The organism is Microbacterium enclense (assembly GCF_004022425.1).
GTDB classification, from domain to species: domain Bacteria; phylum Actinomycetota; class Actinomycetes; order Actinomycetales; family Microbacteriaceae; genus Microbacterium; species Microbacterium enclense_A.
The window spans coordinates 38,548-58,074 of the sequence record NZ_RBZY01000019.1; the positions used below are offsets into that span (position 1 = coordinate 38,548).

Sequence of the window (19,527 nt, forward strand, 5' to 3'; positions counted from 1 at the left end):
AGTTGGTGGCCCCGGGGCCATTGGCGACACCCCGGGGCCACCTACGTCGCCCCAACTCCCAGCCCACTAGATCCGCACTACACACTACCGCGCATCGCGTGGTACTGTCCCTCACAGACAAGCGAAGGGGGCGGCGTGGATACGACGCAGCTGCTGAAGGGGGTGCTGGACGCTGCGGTGCTCGCCGTGGTCCAGCACGACGACGGGTACGGCTACGACATCGTGCGGCGCCTACGCGACGCGGGGCTCGGAGAGGTGGGGGATGCCTCGGTCTACGGCACCCTGCGTCGGCTCTACTCCGCGGGGGCGCTGTCGAGCTACGTGGTGCCGTCCGACGGCGGACCGCATCGCAAGTACTACGCGATCAACCCGCAGGGACGCGAACTGCTCGACGCGCAACGCGCCAGCTGGACGCACTTCGCGTCGGCCATGACGAACCTGCTCGACGATACGACCACCCCGAAGAAGCTGCGCACGATCGGAGACGCCCGATGATCACCACGCCCGTCCACGATGACATCCAGGCGTTCGCCGCGGCCGTGCGCGCGCACCTCGACGACCTGCCCGCCGACGAGGTCGACGACCTGCTCGACGGCCTCGAGGCCGACCTGTCCGACCAGGCCGCGGAAGCCGGCGACGACTTCACGCTCCCGGATGCCACGACCTACGCCGCCGAACTGCGCGCCGCCGCGGGACTCCCCGAGCGCACCGACACTCCTCGCGCGACGGGCACTCCGATCCTGCAGCGCGCCGCCGCGCTCGGGCGGTCGGTCGATGCGCAGATTCGACGCAATCCGGCGGCGGCGTGGACTCTCGACCTACTGGCATCCCTTCGCCCGCTCTGGTGGATCCTCCGGGCCGTGGTGCTCTATCTCTTCATCGCGCCGTTCTTCTGGTCCGGCTACGGCTGGATGTCGGGGCCGATCGCCTACCTGTTCGGCGCGGTGCAGTTCCCCGGCATCGTGCTCATGACGGGTCTGCTCCTGGTGAGCGTGCAGTGGGGACGAGGGCGCTGGGCCCCCAACCGGATCGCGCGCGGATTCCGCACGGCGGTGACCGTGGTGGCGGTGCTGCTGACCCCGTTCACCCTGGCGGCCCTCGGGTCGAACCTGCAGTCGATGGTGTGGGACTCGTCGAACGGCTCGTCGGTCGGAGCATCCTTCACCCCCGGCCTCTCGGTCGACGGCCAGCGGGTGCGGAACATCTTCGCGTTCGACGCCGAGGGCAATGCGATCCCGATGGTGCAACTGTTCGACCAGGACGGCAATCCGCTCACGACCATCGGGCGCGAGAACGGGCCGGCCCCGTACGACGCCTACTTCTACGGCGGCGGTGGTCCGGTGCCCGTTCCCTACACGGCCCCCGGCGCGAGCGACACGTGGAACGTCTTCCCGCTGCGGGAGATCCCGCCGGGCGACATGGCGTGGGATCCCTTCGAAGACGTCAAGAAGGCGACGGCGACGGAGTTCCCCTTCCTGCGTGTGCAGCCCGTGCCGACCGACGTCGCGCCCAGTCCTGCCGCGACCACCGGGGCGGTTCCGGATGCCACTCCCACCCCCGGAGCGACGACGCTGGCCGACCCCACGCCGGCGCCGGTGACTCCGTGACCGACCAGCCGCGCATCGTGAGCATCGACCTCACACACCTCGTGCTGGCCGCCCTCGAGCAGGCGCGCGACGAGGAGGACTGAGCTCTCCACAGGTTTCGGGGCGTGATTCGGCGAATTGGGGCGCACGAATCACGCCCCGAATTCGTGTACGGAGAACCTGACCTGTCCCGTCCCGCGGAGTTCTGCGCCGACACGCCCGCGGCGTCGTCAGCCCCGCGCGGCCCACCACTCCCGAAGCCGCTTCTCGGCCTCGGCCTCGCCGAGCACGCCCTCGTCGAGGCGCAGGTCGAGCAAGAAGCGGTAGGCCTCGCCGACCTCGCGCCCCGGCTTCAGGCAGAGCACCTCCTGGATGCGGTTGCCGTCGAGCTCGGGGCGGATCGAATCGATCTCTTCCTGCTCGCGCAGCGCGACGATCCGGGCCTCGATGTCGTCGTAGGCGGATGCCAGGCGCTGGGCCTTCCGCTTGTTGCGCGTCGTCACGTCCGCCCGCGTGAGGATGTGAAGGCGTTCGAGTTCGTCGCCGGCGTCGCGGACGTAGCGGCGGACAGCGGCATCCGTCCACGCCCCCTCGGCGTAGCCGAAGAACCGCAGGTGCAGCTCCACCAGGCGCGCCACCACGGTCGTCGTCGCGGCGTCGAAGCGCAGCGCCTGAAGGCGCTTGCGCGCCATCCGCGCACCCTTGATGTCGTGGTGGTGGAACGTCACGCCACCGCCGGGTTCGAGGCGGCGGGTCGCGGGCTTGCCGATGTCGTGCAGCAGCGCGGCCAGGCGCAGCGCAACGTCGGGGGCTTCGCCCGGGTGCCGCTCGTGCTCGAGCGCGATCGCCTGACGCAGCACCGTGAGCGAGTGCTCGTAGACGTCTTTGTGGTGGTGGTGCTCGTCGACCTCGAGCCGCAGCGCGGGGATCTCGGGCAGGAATTCGTCGATCAGTCCCGTCTCGACGAGGACCCGGATGCCACGCACCGGGTCATCGGTCTGGAGCAGCCGCACGAGTTCGGCCTGCACGCGTTCGGGGCTCACGATCTCGAGCGTGGCGCGCAGATCGGTGATGGCATCCAGGGTCTCGGGGTCGACCGCGAACTCGAGCTGCGATGCGAACCGGGCCGCGCGGAGCATGCGCAACGGGTCGTCGCCGAAACTGACCGCCGGGTCGATGGGCGTGCGGAGGCGCTGTGCGAGGAGGTCTTCGACGCCGCCGGTCGGGTCGACGAGCGTGCGCGCGGGAACGCGCAGGGCCATCGCGTTCACCGTGAAGTCGCGGCGGCTGAGGTCGGCCTCGAGCGTGTCGCCGAACTCGACGGTGGGCTTCCGCGTGACGCCGTCGTAGCTGTCGGCGCGGTACGTCGTGATCTCGACCTGCTCGCCGTGCACCTTGGCGCCGATCGTGCCGAAGGCGCGACCGAGGTCCCACTGCACGCTCGACACGGGCTTCACGAGGGCCAGGATCTCGTCGGGACGCGCGTCGGTCGTGAAGTCGAAGTCGTGGGTCGTGCGCCCGAGGAGCGCATCGCGCACGGGACCGCCCACGATCGCGAGATCGCGCCCGGCGTCGGCGAACACCCGCGCGAGGGTGGCGACCACCGGGTGCTCGGCGAGGTCGCCGAGGCGCGCGACACCGTCGGCCATGTTCAGCATGCCTTCGAGCCTAACCGGGGGCACCGACGCGCCGGGGTCTCGGCGGCGTCCGTGCCCGTTCCCCCGGTTCAGTGTCCTGGACACGCGGACCGCGCGGCGCGGCATCCGCGTGTCTTGGACACTCAACGGGTCGATCCGACCGCACCCGCCCCTCACGCGTCGGCGAACGCGAGGAACCCCGTCACGATGGGTTCGCGCACCCGCGGCAGGACATCGGCGCGGAGCTCGGTGGCATCCACCTCCAACAGCTGCGCGATCGCGTCGAGCAGCGCACCGACCGGAAGGTCGCCGTCGGATGCACCCACGAGCGCGGCGACCGCCGAGTCGACCTCGATCGTGCGGGCGAAGCCGCCACCCTGCCGGAGTTCGATCACGGAGGGCGACTCTTCGCCGGGCCGGTGGTGCCGGGCCTCGGTCACGTCCGGCGCGACCCTCAGGACGGCGGATGCCAGCCCCTCGTCGTCCAGCAGGGCGGCGCGGTCGTGGTTCTCGAGGCACGCGGCGAGGTGCGGCCCGAACGCGGATTCGCCGCCGCCGGCGACCCGCTCGTAGCGCGCGAGCGTGGGAGCACCGGCGAGCGGGCGGCGGAGCACGACGTATCCGAACCCGATGCCGGTGACCCCGCGCTGCGCGAAGTCGTCGAGCCACGCGTCGATGAGACGCGCATACGCGGGCGTGCCCGGAACGGTTCCGCCGTCGCGCACCCACAGCTCGGCGTACGCGAGCGGATCGAGCACCTCCCGCTCGATCACCCACGCGTCCAGCGACGGATCGACCCAGCCGCGGAGCCGGTCGAGCCCCGATTCGCCGTCGCGGTACTCCCAGTTGCCGAGCGACTGCGCGACCCCGCCGGGAGCGAGGTGCGCGGCGACGCCCGAGACGACCGCGGAGACCAGCGCGTCGCCCTCCAGCCCGCCGTCGCGGTACTCGTAGGCCGGGACGCCCGCGACGCGCGGCGTGATGACGAACGGGGGATTGGATGCCACCCGCTCGAACGTCTCGCCGGCCACGGGCTCGAACAGCGAACCGAGTCGCGTCTCGATGCCGTCGACGTCGTTGAGCAGCGCGTTCAGCCGCGTGAAGCGCAGCGCCCGTTCGGAGATGTCCGTCGCGATCACGCGCGGCACGAGCCGCCGCAACCGGAGGGCCTGGATGCCACACCCCGTGCCGAGATCGAGAGCCGTCCCGCCGCGCCACGTGAGCTGGAGCGTGGCGAGCGTCTGCGAGGCCCCGCCGACGCCGAGGACGTGGTCCTCGGGGAGCGGCCCGCCCAGCGCGGCCTCGTCGAGGTCGCTCGCGATCCACCACTCCACCTCTCCGTCGCCGTCGTCGAAGGGCTGCGGGCGCACGAGCACGGCGGGCACGACGTGGTCACCCTTGAGCGCGACCAGGCCGAGCATTGCCGCCCCCTCCACGCCGAGGGAGGGGAGAGCCGCGGCCGCAGCCTCTCGCGCGACCGGAACGCCGAGACCCCAGAGGCGCCCGAGCACCGCGAGCGCGTCGCTCCGGCGGCCGAGCGCACGCTCCGCCGGCCCGCGCAGGCCCCGAGCCACGGCATCGTCCGCCTGGACGCCCCACGCGTCGCGGAGCGCCGCGCCGGAATACCTCGCGGCCCGGAGATCATGGGCGAGAGCGCGGCACAGTGTCGGGTCGGGTTCGGGGAGCACCGGTCCATTCAACCGTCTGCGCGAGGCTATCGGGGGGTTCCGAGGTGTGCGGACCTAGACTCGTCGCGGTGCGAGGCCGCCTGGCCCGACCGACGTTCGTATGACCGTGACCTCCCAGCCCTCGGGCTCACCCGTGCCGCGGCGCCCCCTCACGCGCCGGTTGCTGGCGACCCTCGCCGCAGTGGCCCTCGCGATCGGCCTCGCGACGCCGTCCCTCGCGGTCGCTGCGACGTCGACGCCCTCGCCCTCCGCCACCGCGTCATCACCCTCGCTGGCCGCGGCCCCCGCCGGCAACGGCATCCTGCGTCCCGGAGAGGCGCTGACCGTCCTCACGACCCTCGCCAACCCGGGAGGCGCGACCGTCTCCTCCCGGCCCGCGACGCTGTCGATCGGCTCCGCCCCGCTCGCCGACGACGCGTCCCTGACCCGCTGGTTGGGCGGCGACACGTCGGGCGTGACGCTGCAGCAGGTCGCTACCGGAACCCTGGATGCCACGGCGCCGACCTCGCAGACCTCGGTGACGTTCACCGTGCAGGGCACCGACCCCGCTCTGGCCGGGCGGGCAGCCGGCGTCTACCCCGTGCTCGCGAGGACGAACGGGGAGGCGGCGCTCGAGGCCCCGACCGTCGTCGTCATCCCGGCCGACGGCGCGACGACTCCTCTCGCCGTCGTGGTGCCGATCACCGCGGCGCCGCGCACCCGGGGCCTGTTGACCGCGAACGAGCTCGCCGAGCTGACGGCGGTCGACGGGCCGCTCTCCGCGCAGCTCGACGCCGTCGACGGCTCGCTCTCCACCCTCGCCGTCGACCCCGCCATCCCTGCCGCGATCCGCGTGCTCGGCTCCGCCGCACCACCGACGGCGGTCGCCTGGCTTCAGCGCCTGCTCGCGCTCCCCAACGACCGGTTCGCCCTGCAGTTCGGCGACGCGGATCTCTCGGCGCAGATTCACGCCGGCGTATCCACGCCGCTCGCTCCGACATCGCTGCAGTCCTACATGTCCGCGAACGACTTCACGCAAGAGGTGGCGACGGTGGCGACGCCGCGCCCGACGTCCTCGTCCGAGCCCGGTCAGCCGGCATTCCCCGACCTCGGCGCGCTGCTCGACATCGGAACCGCCGCACCGAACGTGTTCTGGCCCGCCACCGGCTCCGTCGACGGCTCCGTCGTGAGCGCTCTGGGTGCCCTGGGAACGGATGCCGCACCGACCCGCATCCTCGTGTCGTCCGGAAACCTGACCGAGTCTCCGCCCACGGCCAGCACAGCCAGCTCCGGGGTCGCGACGGCCGTCTACGACGCCGAGATCTCTCGGGCGCTGACGACCGCGGCCGGCGAGAACGACACCGCGCGGCGGGGCGCGGCCCTCGCCGCCGTCTCCGGACACCTCGCGTTCGCGCGCACCGGCTCGCCCGACCGGCCCGTGCTCGCCGTCCTCGATCGCGGCACCGACCGGTCCCGCGTGAGCCTGCGCGCAACGCAGGGCGCCTTGGCATCCACCCCCGGATACACCCCCACGACGTTCGCCGCGATCGCGAGCGCCCCCCGGTCGGACGTCTCGATCGCCGACGCGGCCCCGGACTCCGCACGTGCCGCCGACGTCGCCGAACTCCTCACCGGCGAGAAGACCATCGACCGCTTCGCGACGATCCTCGACCAGCCCGAACTCCTCACCGGGCGCGAACGCGCCGAAGTCCTGCAGGTTCTCAACGTCGCCTGGACGGGGGATGCCGCCCGCACCGCCGTCGCCGACCATCGCGCCGCAACCCAGACGACGCTCGACTCCGTCGGCATCCTGTCGTCGGACTTCCGCCTGGTGAGTTCCAGCGCTCCGCTGCGCCCGTGGGTGCGCAACGACCTGCCCTGGCCGATAACGGTGGAGCTGCGGACGCAACCGGACGACGTCCGCCTCCGCGTGGAGCCGAGCACCCCGATCAACGCCCAGGCATCCGCCAACACGCGTGTCGAGGTACCCGTGGAGGCCCGCATCGCGAACGGCGAGGTGACCGTCGGGATGCAGTTGTACAGCCCGACCGGTGAGCCCATCGGCGCGCGACAGAACGTCTCGGTGGAAGTGCGTGCCGAATGGGAGAGCATCGGCCTGATCGTCTTCATCGCGCTCGTGGCGGCGTTCCTCGGAATCGGCGTCGTACGCACCGTCGCGAGCCGTCGGCGGGCCCGCGCGGCGATGGACGGCGCGGCCTCCTCAGACTGACCTCTCCGCCTGTGCGCCAGCCCCCGGCTCGCGGAATACTGCCGGGCTAGCATGGGTTTCATCCGACGGAATCAACGAAGGGAACGCGCTACCGTGCGTCACGTCATCATCATCGGATCGGGCCCGGCCGGCTACACGGCCGCCATCTACGCCGCCCGAGCCAACCTCGAACCCCTCGTCGTCGCGAGCTCCGTCGAAGCGGGTGGCGATCTCATGACCACCACCGACGTCGAGAACTTCCCGGGCTTCCCCGATGGCATCCTCGGACCCGACCTCATGGCCAAGATGCAGGCCCAGGCCGAGCGCTTCGGCGCCGAGGTCCTGTACGACGACGTCGTCTCGCTCGAGCTCGACGGCCCGGTCAAGACGGTCACGCTCGGCAGCGGCAAGGTGCACGAGGCCGCCTCGATCATCTACGCGACCGGCTCGGCGTACCGCAAGCTCGGGCTCGAGGGCGAAGAGCGCCTGTCCGGCCGTGGCGTCTCGTGGTGTGCGACGTGCGACGGCTTCTTCTTCCGCGAGCGGACGATCGCGGTCGTCGGTGGCGGCGACTCGGCGATGGAGGAAGCGAGCTTCCTCACCAAGTTCGCGTCGAAGGTGTACATCATCCACCGTAAGGACACCCTGCGCGCCTCGAAGATCATGCAGGAGCGCGCGTTCGCGAACCCGAAGATCGAGTTCGTCTGGAACAGCGAAGTCGCCGACATCCTCGGCGACGAGGCCGTCAACGGTGTCCGGTTGCGCTCCACCGTCGACGGCTCCGAGCGCGACCTGCCCCTCGATGGTCTGTTCGTCGCGATCGGCAACGACCCGCGCACGCACCTCGTGCACGACAAGCTCCAGCTGACCGAGCAGGGCACGATCTGGGTCGACGGTCGCTCGTCGCGGACATCGGTCGACGGCGTCTTCGCCGCCGGCGACGTCATCGACCCGACGTATCGACAGGCCATCACGGCTGCCGGCAGTGGCACCGTGGCCGCGCTCGACGTGGAGCACTTCCTCGCCGCACGCGGCGAGGCCGGCGAGCCCGCCGTCGCGGAAAGCCCCATCGACGGGCTCCCCGACCCCGCTGTCGTTTGAGGAATAAACCCGCGCTCACCGGGGTTTCAGCCGGTAACGCTTCCATCTAAGGAGATATGCACATGACCGCCAAGGCGACGACCAGCGCGACCTTCGAGCAGGACGTCCTGCAGGCCGAGGGCCCCGTTCTCGTGGACTTCTGGGCCGAGTGGTGTGGACCGTGTCGTATGGTCAGCCCCGTTCTCGACGAGATCCAGTCCGAGAACGCCGACAAGATCACCATCGTGAAGCTCAACGTCGACGAGAACCCCGACCTCGCGATGAAGTACCAGATCACCTCCATCCCCGCGATGAAGGTTTTCCAGGGCGGCGAGGTCAAGACGACCATCATCGGCGCCAAGCCCAAGTTCGCTCTCGAGAAGGACCTCGAGGCCTACCTCGGCTGAGTCCCCTCGCAGTGAAGCCCCCGGCATCCTCGTGATGTCGGGGGCTTTTTCGCGTCTCGATGCCACGGCCCGGCGCCTGTTCGCGGCGCGTGCGTGGCCCGTAGACGGTGCGGGGGGCCGTGAAGGCTGTCGCGCGGCCTAGGAGGCTGTCGCGCCGTCTGCAGGGCTGTCGCGCGACCTAGGAGGCGTCGAGACGCACGGATGCGTCCCACCGGCGGTGGGGCTCTTCGTCGCCGAGGATGCGCCACACAGCGCGAGTGAGTGGGGGATGGTCGAGAGCGATCTGACGCAGCACGCGGTAGTTGCGGGCGCGCGTAGGGCGCACTCCGCCGTTCTCGGCGATGTTCTCCGCGCGAAGGGTCAGAACCACGAGCTCGTCGACACTCGGAAGGTCTTCCATGAACTCCCACGGGTCTTCGCCGCCGCGCAGCCGCTCGTGAATCAGGACAGCGAGCTCGTCGGAGGCCTCAGCGCGAAGGAGCTCGAGACTGGCTCGGCGGCGGGGGCTTTGGTCGTTCGCGGTCACCCATCCAGCCTACGTCGACCCTCCGACACGGGGACAGACGGGCGGGCATCGCAGGGTATACCCGGGAAGGAATGAGTCGGTTCTCAGCCCGTGTAGCCGTCTTCGCCCAGGACGGCGAGAATGCGGTTGAGGTCCTGGATAGTTGCGAAATCTATGCTGATCTGGCCTTTTCGTGCCGTGAGTGAGACCTTGACCTTCGTGTCGAACCGGTCGCCCAAACGTTCCGCGATGTCGTCGAGACCCGATCGGCGGGATCCGGCCTTCGGCCTCTGGCGGACGGGTGCCACGCCGGGCATCTTCGCGGCCGCTTCGGCCGCACGCACTGAAAGGTCTTCGTTGACGATCTTGTCGGCCAGCTTCTGCATCTCGCGCGGATCGTCGAGCGAAAGGATCGCGCGGGCATGTCCGGCGCTGAGAACGCCGGCCGCCACACGCTGCTGTACGGGTACCGGGAGCTTGAGGAGGCGGATCGTGTTGCTGATCTGGGGGCGCGAGCGGCCGATGCGGGTGGCGAGCTCTTCTTGGGTGATGCCGAAGTCCTCGAGGAGCTGCTGGTAGGCGGATGCTTCTTCGAGCGGGTTGAGCTGCGAACGATGCAGATTCTCCAGGAGGGCATCACGCAGGAGATACTCGTCCTCGGTCTCCCGCACGACCGCCGGGATGGACGTCAGGCCCGCCTCGCGCGATGCGCGTGTGCGGCGCTCACCCATGATCAGCTCGAACGTGCCGTCGCCCTTGTCGCGCACGACGACGGGCTGCAGAACACCGAACTCGCGCACCGAGTGCACGAGTTCCGCGAGGTCATCGGAATCGAAGTGCGTGCGCGGCTGCCGGGGATTGGGGACGATCGACTTCGGGTCGATGTGCACGAGGCGTGCACCCGGCACGCTGACGAGGTCAGCCGTCGCCTCATCCGACGGCGTGCTCGCCTTCGTGGTTTCGTCGGACGACGACGCACCCGGGAAGAAGACGTCGACAGGACGCGACTCCGACGACTCGGCGGTGGGGATGAGGGCACCGATGCCGCGGCCCAGTCCGGTTCTCTTGGCCATCAGTCTTCCTTCGTGGTGGTGTCGCGGGCAACGATCTCGACCGCCGCTTCGCGGTAGGCGATCGCGCCCGCTGAGTGGCCATCGTACGCGATGACCGTCTGACCGAAGCTCGGCGCCTCTGACACACGTACCGAGCGGGGGATCACGGTCTCGAGGACCTCGTTCGAGAAGTGCGTGCGCACCTCATCGGCCACCTGTTGCGCGAGACGGGTTCGCCCGTCGTACATCGTCAGCAGGATGGTCGACACGTGGAGCGCGGGATTGAGGTGCTTCTGGATCATCTGCACGCTGCCGAGGAGTTGGCTCAGCCCCTCCAGGGCGTAGTACTCGCACTGGATGGGGATCAGCACCTCGTCGGCGGCGGTGAAGGCGTTGATCGTCAACAAGCCCAGCGACGGGGGACAGTCGATGACCACGAAGTCGAGATGGGTGTCAGGTGAGGCGAGGTAGTCGCGGAGCGCACCGCGGAGCCTGTGCTCGCGAGCCACCTGTGAGACGAGCTCGATCTCCGCGCCCGCGAGATGAATCGTGCTGGGCGCACACAGGAGGTTCGGCGACTCGGGGCTCGTCTGAATGATGTCGGAAAGCGGGAACTCGTCGATGAGGACGTCGTAGATACTCGCGGTGTCCGCATTGTGGGGAACCCCGAGCGCGGTCGATGCGTTGCCCTGAGGGTCGAGGTCGATCACCAGTACTTTGGCACCGAGGGATGCCAGCGCCGCCGAGATGTTGACGGCGGTGGTGGTCTTGCCGACGCCGCCCTTCTGGTTGGAGACCGTGAATACGCGGGTGCGTCCCGACAGCTTCACCTCAACGGCCTCCAACGCTCGTCGTCGCGCCGACAAATCTGCGAGCTCGCGCGCAATGGGGGAGTCTTCGAAGGAGGTGGCGGAACGAGACGGCTCACCGGACTGTTTCACGTGAAACGCGCTCCTTCGTACCCGGGGACAACGACCTCAGTCTACGCGGGCGGAGGATCGCGCGAAGGCCAGGGGCTGGCCGCGACGGGATCCCGACCGGATCTCTCCGCGCTGCTGCACCTGGGCGCGATCGCGTCGAGTAGATGGGTAGGTAGCGCATACTCCTACTGCTGACCGACTGGAAACGGCGTGGGACGCGATCCCGACGACGGTGTGGGAGCTCGTGCGGACCACGCCGAATGCTTACGCAAGCTGACCTATTTGCCGCGCGGGCCGCCAGCCGCTCTCCTCGGCTGGGTTGCTGACGTGGGGCGCGGGCGCGGCGCGGTTGTTCGCACCGAGCATCGTCACGCGTGTGTTTCACGTGAAACGTGTTGCGCCTAGGCGCCCGACCTCGTCCCTAAAGTGCGTCGAAGTGGTCAGTGCGGCAGCTGGCAGTCGCGGCGGGCCGTATCCGCTCTGCGGGCCCGGCGAGAACTGACGGAAAGATGTGGCCTGCGCCGACTGTGCGCTTCCACGGGTGGATGGCTCCCTAGCCACCGGGGGAAGCGGTACGGCGTGCGTTGCCGCGCCTTGAAGACGGTGTCGGCGCGCGTGCGTGAGGTGCTGAAGAGTGCGCGTAACCGGCGCGCCTTGCGGCGGCGTCCCTCACGCGCCAGCTGAGGCATCGACTCGCAGCGCGGTTCCACGCGATGATCCGGCGCGGGACGACGACGCCGTCGTGTTTCACGTGAAACATGACGCCTCTACCCGCACAGCATGGTCTCCCGGGATCAACCACGTCGCACCCCGCGGACGTACACCCCCAGGCCCATCCCGCCGGTCGCTCCTGGTAATCCAAGCCGGCGGAGCGTTCTGGCCCACTGTTCCGCCTCGCACTACGGTTGCACGCAGGCCAGGGCATCGGAGCCGACTTGTGAGGACACCGGCCATCCCCCGCCGATCGTGATGCCGCCTGTCGGATACGGCGCGGGTGCCTGAAGCGGCCCAGCGTCCTTTCATCCCTCGCTCAGTGACCCTGGCGGTTTCGCCCCCTCCGGACGCGCCGCCTGAAGTGACGGGCGGGGCTGATCGCTCCGCGCGATTAGGGGGAGGGGCGGCCCCGATGGGCACCGCATGTCGGCACCCCGCGAAGCGCCGGATGCCGGCACACCACCACGAGGGCGATACCTGAGGGAATGTTTCACGTGAAACAGCGGTGGCGATGCTAGACACTCCCGCCAACACCACCGAGACGTCGTGAACCGCCCTGCGATGTACCAGCGACGTCCGCCAGGCATCCGCCATTGCATCGCATGCGCGAGGTGCGGCTGCAGCGACCCGTGCTCTTCGGGCATGTCGAGCGTGCGTGGCCTCACGCACGTATCGCGTCGCACGATTTCCCTGCGCCACAACGGGGGAGTAGGCGTCAATCAACAGTCGACGTGTGGCGCGACAGAAGTCGCAACGGGCGGCAGGCAGCGTGACCAGTGGAGCCGGCGGGAGCGATCTTATGCTGCGTGGGCAGCAACGGATGATGCCTCACCCTCGTGCGGGAATCGCGTGGTGAACCGTCACCAAGAGGGAGCGCAGACGCACCGTGCTCGGTCTCACCCCGGGCCGGGTCGATGCGTCGTTCCCAACTCTCCCCATCTCTCGGGCCCTGACACGCGCCGCGAATCGACGACGCTCCCGTGAGTCGCTACCTCGACCGGTCGCTGGGTTCCGAGCAGGCGGTCCGCGCCGGGTTCAGCTCAGCCCACATTCGCAGCTGCCCCGCCTTGCAATGTGTCGTGAACCTCGGCCATGAGCTCGTTGAGCCATCTCTCGAGGCACGACAGGTCTCACGTCCGGTCGTCGTACCGACCCTCGCCGCAGAACGGCGGCGCCTTCGTTTCACGTGAAACGACTCGTCTAGGCACGGAGCTCGTGTGCGCGTCGGGCCACCACCTACTCCATGCGACCAGGCGTGAGACGTACCGAATCCCGCGTCCGCGGAGAGTGGTGCGAGTAGCCGGTATCACCCGCCCCGTTCCGGCCGAACAGTCGTCGGGTTTCACGTGAAACATGGACCCACACTCAAGCCCTACAGTCACTCTGCGAGCGACTCCCGCCACAGTGCACGTGGCCCGAGGGGCCGGGCCTCTCGGGTGGGTTCCGACCCGGCCCATGGTGGTCTACTCCTGCAGCCAATGCCATCGACGATAAGTCGACCAAGCCGCCGGCGCTCGAGAGCTCGGCGATTTCCTCTCGATGATCGACATCCTCCGACAACGATCGGGGAGACCGTTGGCCTGGCGGACCGCACGGACGCGACTGACGGGCAGCCGTCTCCGACGCCAACACCTGAGCTCGGACGACACCGCAGGATGATGCCCCTCCCCAGCGCGCAGTCCAGCCCGTCCAACCACGACCGTAGGACGAGACCGGACCGTGCAGATACCTCTGAACGAGACACCGAGCCTGTTCCGTTCCGGGCGCGGCCACTGCGGACCCACAACGACCATCGATGTGCGCGCACGATCTTGCCACGCGTACGACCAACGTCACCCGCGTCTGCCTCCGTACCAATGCCGGACGAGGTCGGCTACAGCCGACCGTCGAGAAGCTCGCGGTGACGCCGAGATGTGGCCATACCGAAGGACGGAGGCAACCTGCGCAGGACTGCCACGGTGTGCGGGGGTGGATGCATCGGATGGTGGTGCCTCGAGCGTCCGATCGTGCGGGCACCCAACACTCCCGGGTACGGGATGAGCCACGAGAGCGCACTCACTCCCCAAAGGGCGCCAGTCCGCTGCAGGTACCGGGTACGCCGCGCGGAACGCCGCCTCACGATGCGCTGGAGACACGGCAATTGCCTCGGCCGAGACGCCACACCCGACCCGCTTCAGCGCATAGGGCCGTTTCACGTGAAACGGATACACGACGGCTGCTGGGCCGATCTGCCGCGCGGCCCAGCCGGCGCAGGGATCCGGCGCGCCCGTCATGCCCGCGCACACAGGCCTAGGACGGCAAACTCCCACGCAGATTGCACCTCGTGTGCCGGTACCATCGACGCTGGAACCATCGGTGATCCTGTTCGATCACGCTGACATCGCGAGACGTTGATGCACCCTCGCCACGAGCCGGCCGCTCCTCCCTTGCTACAGCAGGTCCTCGCACTACCTCCCGCACTGGACGACAGCCGAACGATCGGCTGCCCGGCTGCGGTTCGCGCTCCCCGGGCTCCACCTCCAGATCGACGAGAATCAACCCGACTGGCGTCCCGAGGACGCACCACTCAGAGTGTCCAATATGCAGACGGCCACGTACTCGGGTCCAGTCGGTTCCGATCGCGGCACGCATCGCCACCGCGCGGAAAACCTCGTCGTCCACACGCCTGTCCCCACTCGTCTCGGCTTCGCTCCACGTGCGGGCCGTGTCGAAGTAACCCTGCGCGCGAGCGCGGATCCCGACTGCATGACCGCGATCTGGCTCGTCGGCACCGAACACCAGGACCCCCGCGAGTGCGGCGAGATCTGCGTCGCCGAGATCGATGCCGATACCGTCCGACTGCGGACGCGGACGCGATGCGGTATCAATGCCCACCTCGACGACCGGCTCACCACCGACATGATCGCGACCACCGTCCCGTACGACACCCGTCGGCCCTTGACGTGGTCGGTCGAGTGGGGCGGGGGAGTGACCTTCATCGGTTGCGAGAATCGCGTGATCGCAACATTCGATCAGGCCCCGACGTACGCCCTGATGCTTCTCATCGACGTCTTCGACCTCTCATCGGGCAGAGGGACGTACCCGACGTCGGCCGTGCTGCATCATGCGAGAGCCTGGTCTCGCGACTCCCATTGAATGGGATCCCTATCGGGTGACGGTCGCCGTCAACACGCGCGTCGGCTCGTCCACCACGCCCTCGCCCACGACGTGGATCTCGACGTCGACGACACCGAACCGGCGCATCTGCTTCTCAGCGGCATCCACCTCCGCCGCGACGTTCGCCCCCTTCAAATACGCGAGACGCCCTCCGACGCGCACCAGAGGTGCTGTCCAGGGGATGAGCGTGCGCAGCGCGCTCACCGCGCGGGCGGTGACGACGTCGAAGACGCGCCCCTTGGCCCACTCCTCAGCCCGCAGGCGCTCCACCGTCACGTTGTCGAGCCCGAGGGATGCCACCTGCTCGTTCAGCCACACCGTGCGGCGTTCCATGGGCTCGATGAGCGTGAACTGCACATCCGGCCGCGCGATCGCGAGGACCAGACCGGGGAGGCCGGCGCCCGAACCGACATCAGCGACGCGTCCGTCGAAGAACGGGGCCGCGACGGCACTGTTGAGGATATGCCGCGTCCACAGCCGCGGTACCTCGAGCGGGCCGATCAGTCCGCGCTCTTCCCCGTGCTCGGCGAGTGCGGCGGTGAAGCCGCGCGCCAGGTCGATGCGGTCGCCGAACACCGCGGCCGCGGCATCCGGTTCCGCTTCGAGTTCGTCCGTCACGTCGAACGGATCAGCCGCGACGGAGCACGGTGTGACGGTCCGCACCCTCGCCGAACGACTCGGACGAGTAGCCGCGGTCGGCGGCGATGTCGTGCACGAGCTTGCGCTCGTAGCTCGACATGGCGGGCAACGACGCCTGCGAGGCCCCCTCGTCGAGGCGCTGGATGGCGCGATCGACCAGGTTCTCGAGCTCGCGCTGACGCGCGTCGCGCGACCCTCCGATATCGAGGATCAGCCGCGAGAAGCGGCCGGTCGAGTTCTGCACGGCCAGACGGGTGAGCTCCTGCAGGGCCTGCACGGTGTCAGGGTGGGACAGCGTCGCCAGAGCCGCGACGTCGTCGGCCTCGACCGACACGTAGGCACGGCCCGCGCGCACATCGAGCGCGAGGTCGCCCTCGATGTCGGCGATGTCGAGGAGGCCCTCGAGGAAGTCGGCAGCGACGTCGCCCTCTTGCTCGAGCTGCTCCTCGGTGGCAGCAGGCTGGTCGGTCACGATCTGCTCGGACGTCGTCATCTCATCGTCTCCGGGTGCTCAGGAGGGGGTGTCGGTTCCGGGCTTCGCGGTCGGCCGCGGTGCCGTCCCCGAACCCTTCGTGGACTGCTGCTGCTTCTTGGCGCGCTGCTTGCCGACGGGCTGCTGGCGCTTCGGCTGGGCGGCGCGGGCGCGCTCAGCCTCTTCGAACAGACGCTGCTGCTCCGCCTCGTACTTCTCGATCGGAACGACCTTGCCGCTCGCGTCGATCGCCTTGCCCTTGCGCGCCAGACGCTCCTCCCGGGCCTTCGCGGCATCCGATCCGGGAGTCGGCATCTCGCGGATGACGATGAACTGCTGCACCATCGTCCACAGGTTGCTGACGAACCAGTAGATGACGACACCGAGCGGGAAGAAGACACCGGAGAAGATGAAGGCCAGCGGCAGGATGTACAGCATGATCTTCTGCATCTGGTACGCCTGACCGGTCTTGGCCTCGGGCGACAGGTTCTTCGAGATGATCTGCAGCTGGGTGAAGAACTGCGACGCGATCATCAGCACGACGAGCGTCAGGAGGATCGCGACCGTGACCTGGCCATCCGACTGGCCCCACGCGGTCACGAGGTTCACGTGCATGGATGCCACGTCGAACAGGCGCGCGTCGTAGAACTCGCGCGTCAGCTCGGGCGTGAGCAGCCCCACACCGCCCTGACCGCTGTTGGCGTGCCGGGAGACATCGTTCAGAACGCTGAACAAGGCGAAGAAGATCGGCATCTGCACCAGCAGAGGCAGGCAGCTGGACACGGGCGTGGTGCCGTGCTTCTTGTACAGCGCCATGGTCTCGCGGCTCATCGCCTCACGCGAGAGCTGGTCCTTCTTTCCCCGGTACTTCTCCTGCACCTTGCGCAGCTCGGGGGCGATCTCCATCATCTTCCGCTGGCTCTTGATCTGCCGAACGAACAGGGGGATCAGGGCGGCGCGCACGACCAGGACGAGGCCGACGATCGAGATCACCCAGGTGATACCGGCAGCCGGCGCCATGCCGAGCGCCGTGAAGAGCGTGTGCCAACCGACCAGCACGAGCTCGACCGCCCATTTCAATGGCCAGAGGACGATTCCAATGAGATCCGGCACGGATCAGTCCTTTCGGGAGGGCACGACGAAGCCGTGCGGAGTGAGTTCGTGGCGGAAGGCACGGTGCGGACGGACGTCGTCGATGCCACCCTGAGCCCAGGGGTGACAGCGGGCGAGGCGAGCCGCGGTCAACGCGGCACCTTTGACGAGTCCGTGCTGCTGCACGGCGCCCACCGAATAGGCGGAGCAGGACGGGTAGTACTTGCACACGTCGCCGTAGACGTGCGAGATCGTCGCTCGGTAAGCGTGCAGGAGGGCGAGACCGGCATTACGGGGGAGGAGCGGAACGGATGCCGCGACCGTCGACCACTCGAGGTGTCCGGCACCGGTCGAGGACACGGGCAATGTCGAGGAACTCACGCCGCGGCCTTGCGCTGGAGGCACCGAACGACGTCGGCGCGCAGATCTGCGTAGTCGACGGTGGCCGATGAGGGGAGGGCACGGATGACGATCGAGGCGCCCCCGCGAACGAACGGGAGCGCCTCGGCGCACACCGCCTTGAGGCGGCGGCGAACGGTGTTGCGTGTGACGGCCGAGCCGACCTGGCGGCTCACGATGAAACCGAACCGTGCGGGACCTTCGTCCGGCACGCTGCCGACGTAGGTGACGGTGTGCGTTCCGGCACACCGAACACCCCGACGGACGGTGGCTTTGTAGTCCGATCCGCGGGTGAGTCGGTTCGGCTTCGCGAGCACGTAGGAGGTCAGGCCGAGAGCTCGGTGCGACCCTTGGCGCGACGCGCCGCCAGGATCGAGCGGCCGGCGCGGGTACGCATGCGGGCGCGGAAGCCGTGCTTCTTGGCACGACGGCGGTTGTTGGGCTGGAAGGTACGCTTGCTCATGGGGTCACTCCGGAGGTGATGTCACCCGATGCTCTTCTGCCGGGGGACGTGGTCGGGACTGCCGTGAAGGCATAAGTCAACCGACTAAGGCTACGTCGCGCGCGACGTTAACTCAAACCGGGAGGGCGACCGCTCATTATCCCCAAGCGTCGTCCACACCCGTGGCAAAGACACGCGAGCGCGTTCTACAGTTGATTTGGCTCCGTGCGGACCGCGAACTAGCGTGTCCCCGGAAGTTATCCACAGGTTCGGCGCGATGCACGTCGACAGTATCGCGCCGAGATCCCGGAGGGGATATGTCACTGCACCAAGTACCGGATGTCCCCGTCTGGTCCGCCGTGCTCGACCACCTCCTCACCGACGACCGCGTCACCCCGCAGCTGCACGGCTTCCTCAACCTCGCCGTCCCGCAGGGCGTGATGGGCGGGACGCTCTATCTCGACGTCCCGAACGACTTGACCGCGGCGCAGATGAACAAGCGCATGCGCGCGCCCATCCTCGAGGCGCTGACCCAGGTCCAGGGCATCGACCCGGAGGTCAGCAACTTCCGTGTCGTCGTCAACCCCGACCTCGTCGACTCCCACCGGTCGGTGCCCGCGGGGGATGACCGACCGACGCCGATGCCGGCGCCGACCTCCACGTCGCACTCGCCGATGCCGGAGCAATCCGCCGACCCGATCGTCCCGGCATCCCGCAACGACACCCGTCTCAACCCCAAGTACACCTTCGACAACTTCGTCATCGGACAGTCCAACCGCTTCGCGCACGCGGCCGCGGTGGCCGTCGCCGAAGCGCCGGCGAAGGCGTACAACCCCCTGTTCATCTACGGGGACTCGGGTCTCGGCAAGACGCACCTCCTCCACGCGATCGGCGACTACGCCGCGAGCATGTACGCCGGCATCCGCGTGCGGTACGTCTCGAGCGAGGAGTTCACGAACGACTTCATCAACTCCATCGCGAACAACCGCGGCTCGGCGTTCCAGGCGCGTTATCGCGACGTCGACATCCTCCTGATCGACGACATCCAATTCCTTCAGGGTCGCGCCGAGACGCAGGAGGCGTTCTTCCACACCTTCAACACGCTGCACGACCACGACAAACAGGTCGTGATCACCAGCGACCTGCCGCCCAAGCAGCTCACCGGCTTCGAAGACCGCATGCGCAGCCGCTTCGAGTGGGGTCTCATCACCGACGTGCAGGCCCCCGACCTCGAGACGCGCATCGCGATCCTTCGCAAGAAGGCGCAGAGCGAGCGGCTCCTCATCCCCGACGACGTGCTCGAGTACATCGCCACGGTCGTCTCGTCGAACATCCGCGAACTGGAGGGTGCGCTCATCCGCGTCTCCGCGTTCGCGAGCCTGAACCGGTCGACCCTCGACATGTCGCTCGCGCAGACCGTACTGCGCGACATCATCGACCAGGACGATGCGAATGTCGTCTCGCCGACCGACATCATCACCGCGACCGCGCAGTACTTCAAGCTGTCCGTCGACGACCTCTACGGCTCGAGCCGATCGCAGGCCGTGGCC

General features: G+C 68.7%; 18 protein-coding genes. 7 read left to right on the forward strand and 11 right to left on the reverse strand.

The window, feature by feature from the left end; all coding sequences use genetic code 11:
- The first annotated feature begins 135 nt into the window (after positions 1-135).
- Both D8Y23_RS06875 and D8Y23_RS06880 read left to right on the forward strand, forming a co-directional pair.
- Positions 136-495 carry a PadR family transcriptional regulator gene (locus tag D8Y23_RS06875; RefSeq protein ID WP_128217419.1) on the forward strand — a complete coding sequence of 120 codons (360 nt, stop codon included), beginning with the start codon at positions 136-138 and terminating at the stop codon, positions 493-495.
- Positions 492-1,607 carry a hypothetical protein gene (locus tag D8Y23_RS06880; protein WP_128217420.1) on the forward strand — a complete coding sequence of 372 codons (1,116 nt, stop codon included), beginning with the start codon at positions 492-494 and terminating at the stop codon, positions 1,605-1,607. The genes D8Y23_RS06875 and D8Y23_RS06880 overlap by 4 nt, the downstream gene beginning before the upstream one ends.
- A 209-nt stretch (positions 1,608-1,816) precedes the next feature.
- Here the strand turns inward: D8Y23_RS06880 and D8Y23_RS06885 are convergent, their stop codons facing one another.
- The gene (locus tag D8Y23_RS06885) at positions 1,817-3,244 is read right to left on the reverse strand and encodes a CCA tRNA nucleotidyltransferase (protein WP_128217421.1); all 1,428 of its coding nucleotides are present in this window, start codon (positions 3,242-3,244) and stop codon (positions 1,817-1,819) included.
- A gap of 152 nt (positions 3,245-3,396) precedes the next feature.
- Positions 3,397-4,911: a DUF7059 domain-containing protein gene (locus D8Y23_RS06890; RefSeq protein WP_128217422.1), complete on the reverse strand. Its 1,515-nt coding sequence runs from the start codon at positions 4,909-4,911 to the stop codon at positions 3,397-3,399.
- A 100-nt stretch (positions 4,912-5,011) separates the two neighbouring features.
- Here D8Y23_RS06890 and D8Y23_RS06895 point away from each other — a divergent pair, with 100 nt between their 5' ends.
- The 3 genes from D8Y23_RS06895 (at position 5,012) to trxA (ending at position 8,586) form a co-directional block, all read left to right on the forward strand.
- A complete protein-coding gene (locus tag D8Y23_RS06895) occupies positions 5,012-7,120 on the forward strand; it encodes a DUF6049 family protein (RefSeq protein ID WP_128217423.1) in 2,109 nt (702 codons plus the stop codon).
- 93 nt (positions 7,121-7,213) lie between these two features.
- Complete coding sequence (gene trxB, locus D8Y23_RS06900) at positions 7,214-8,200, forward strand: thioredoxin-disulfide reductase (RefSeq protein ID WP_128217424.1); 987 nt, start codon at positions 7,214-7,216, stop codon at positions 8,198-8,200.
- A gap of 62 nt (positions 8,201-8,262) precedes the next feature.
- Complete coding sequence (trxA, locus tag D8Y23_RS06905) at positions 8,263-8,586, forward strand: thioredoxin (protein ID WP_128217425.1); 324 nt, start codon at positions 8,263-8,265, stop codon at positions 8,584-8,586.
- A gap of 178 nt (positions 8,587-8,764) precedes the next feature.
- On the opposite strand, the gene D8Y23_RS06910 is transcribed toward trxA, so the two are convergent.
- The 3 genes from D8Y23_RS06910 to D8Y23_RS06920 form a co-directional block, all read right to left on the reverse strand.
- Complete coding sequence (locus tag D8Y23_RS06910; protein ID WP_128217426.1) at positions 8,765-9,112, reverse strand: tryptophan synthase subunit alpha; 348 nt, start codon at positions 9,110-9,112, stop codon at positions 8,765-8,767.
- A gap of 83 nt (positions 9,113-9,195) precedes the next feature.
- Positions 9,196-10,164 carry a ParB/RepB/Spo0J family partition protein gene (locus tag D8Y23_RS06915; RefSeq protein ID WP_128217427.1) on the reverse strand — a complete coding sequence of 323 codons (969 nt, stop codon included), beginning with the start codon at positions 10,162-10,164 and terminating at the stop codon, positions 9,196-9,198.
- The gene (locus D8Y23_RS06920; RefSeq protein ID WP_128217428.1) at positions 10,164-11,084 is read right to left on the reverse strand and encodes a ParA family protein; all 921 of its coding nucleotides are present in this window, start codon (positions 11,082-11,084) and stop codon (positions 10,164-10,166) included. The genes D8Y23_RS06915 and D8Y23_RS06920 overlap by 1 nt, the downstream gene beginning before the upstream one ends.
- Positions 11,085-14,522: 3,438 nt before the next feature.
- On the opposite strand from D8Y23_RS06920, the gene D8Y23_RS06925 reads away from it, so the two are divergent.
- Entirely contained in the window at positions 14,523-14,912 is a 390-nt protein-coding gene (locus tag D8Y23_RS06925; RefSeq protein ID WP_128217429.1) for a hypothetical protein, read from the forward strand.
- Positions 14,913-14,921: 9 nt separating this feature from the next.
- On the opposite strand, the gene rsmG is transcribed toward D8Y23_RS06925, so the two are convergent.
- The 6 genes from rsmG to rpmH are packed head-to-tail and all read right to left on the reverse strand — an operon-like array spanning position 14,922 to position 17,998.
- On the reverse strand, positions 14,922-15,551 hold the full coding sequence (gene rsmG / locus D8Y23_RS06930) for a 16S rRNA (guanine(527)-N(7))-methyltransferase RsmG (protein WP_205796937.1): 630 nt from the start codon (positions 15,549-15,551) through the stop codon (positions 14,922-14,924).
- 10 nt (positions 15,552-15,561) lie between these two features.
- Positions 15,562-16,065: a protein jag gene (locus D8Y23_RS06935; RefSeq protein ID WP_128217431.1), complete on the reverse strand. Its 504-nt coding sequence runs from the start codon at positions 16,063-16,065 to the stop codon at positions 15,562-15,564.
- A gap of 18 nt (positions 16,066-16,083) precedes the next feature.
- Positions 16,084-17,157, reverse strand: a complete 1,074-nt coding sequence (yidC, locus tag D8Y23_RS06940; RefSeq protein ID WP_128217432.1) for a membrane protein insertase YidC — start codon at positions 17,155-17,157, stop codon at positions 16,084-16,086.
- Between the two features lie 3 nt (positions 17,158-17,160).
- Positions 17,161-17,496, reverse strand: coding sequence for a membrane protein insertion efficiency factor YidD (gene yidD, locus D8Y23_RS06945; protein ID WP_205796938.1), 336 nt, complete (start codon positions 17,494-17,496; stop codon positions 17,161-17,163).
- Between the two features lie 17 nt (positions 17,497-17,513).
- Positions 17,514-17,852, reverse strand: a complete 339-nt coding sequence (rnpA, locus tag D8Y23_RS06950; RefSeq protein WP_128217434.1) for a ribonuclease P protein component — start codon at positions 17,850-17,852, stop codon at positions 17,514-17,516.
- A gap of 8 nt (positions 17,853-17,860) precedes the next feature.
- Complete coding sequence (gene rpmH, locus D8Y23_RS06955) at positions 17,861-17,998, reverse strand: 50S ribosomal protein L34 (RefSeq protein ID WP_076492700.1); 138 nt, start codon at positions 17,996-17,998, stop codon at positions 17,861-17,863.
- 419 nt (positions 17,999-18,417) lie between these two features.
- On the opposite strand from rpmH, the gene dnaA reads away from it, so the two are divergent.
- A partial coding sequence (dnaA, locus tag D8Y23_RS06960) for a chromosomal replication initiator protein DnaA (protein ID WP_428844471.1) occupies positions 18,418-19,527 on the forward strand: 1,110 nt, incomplete at its 3' end.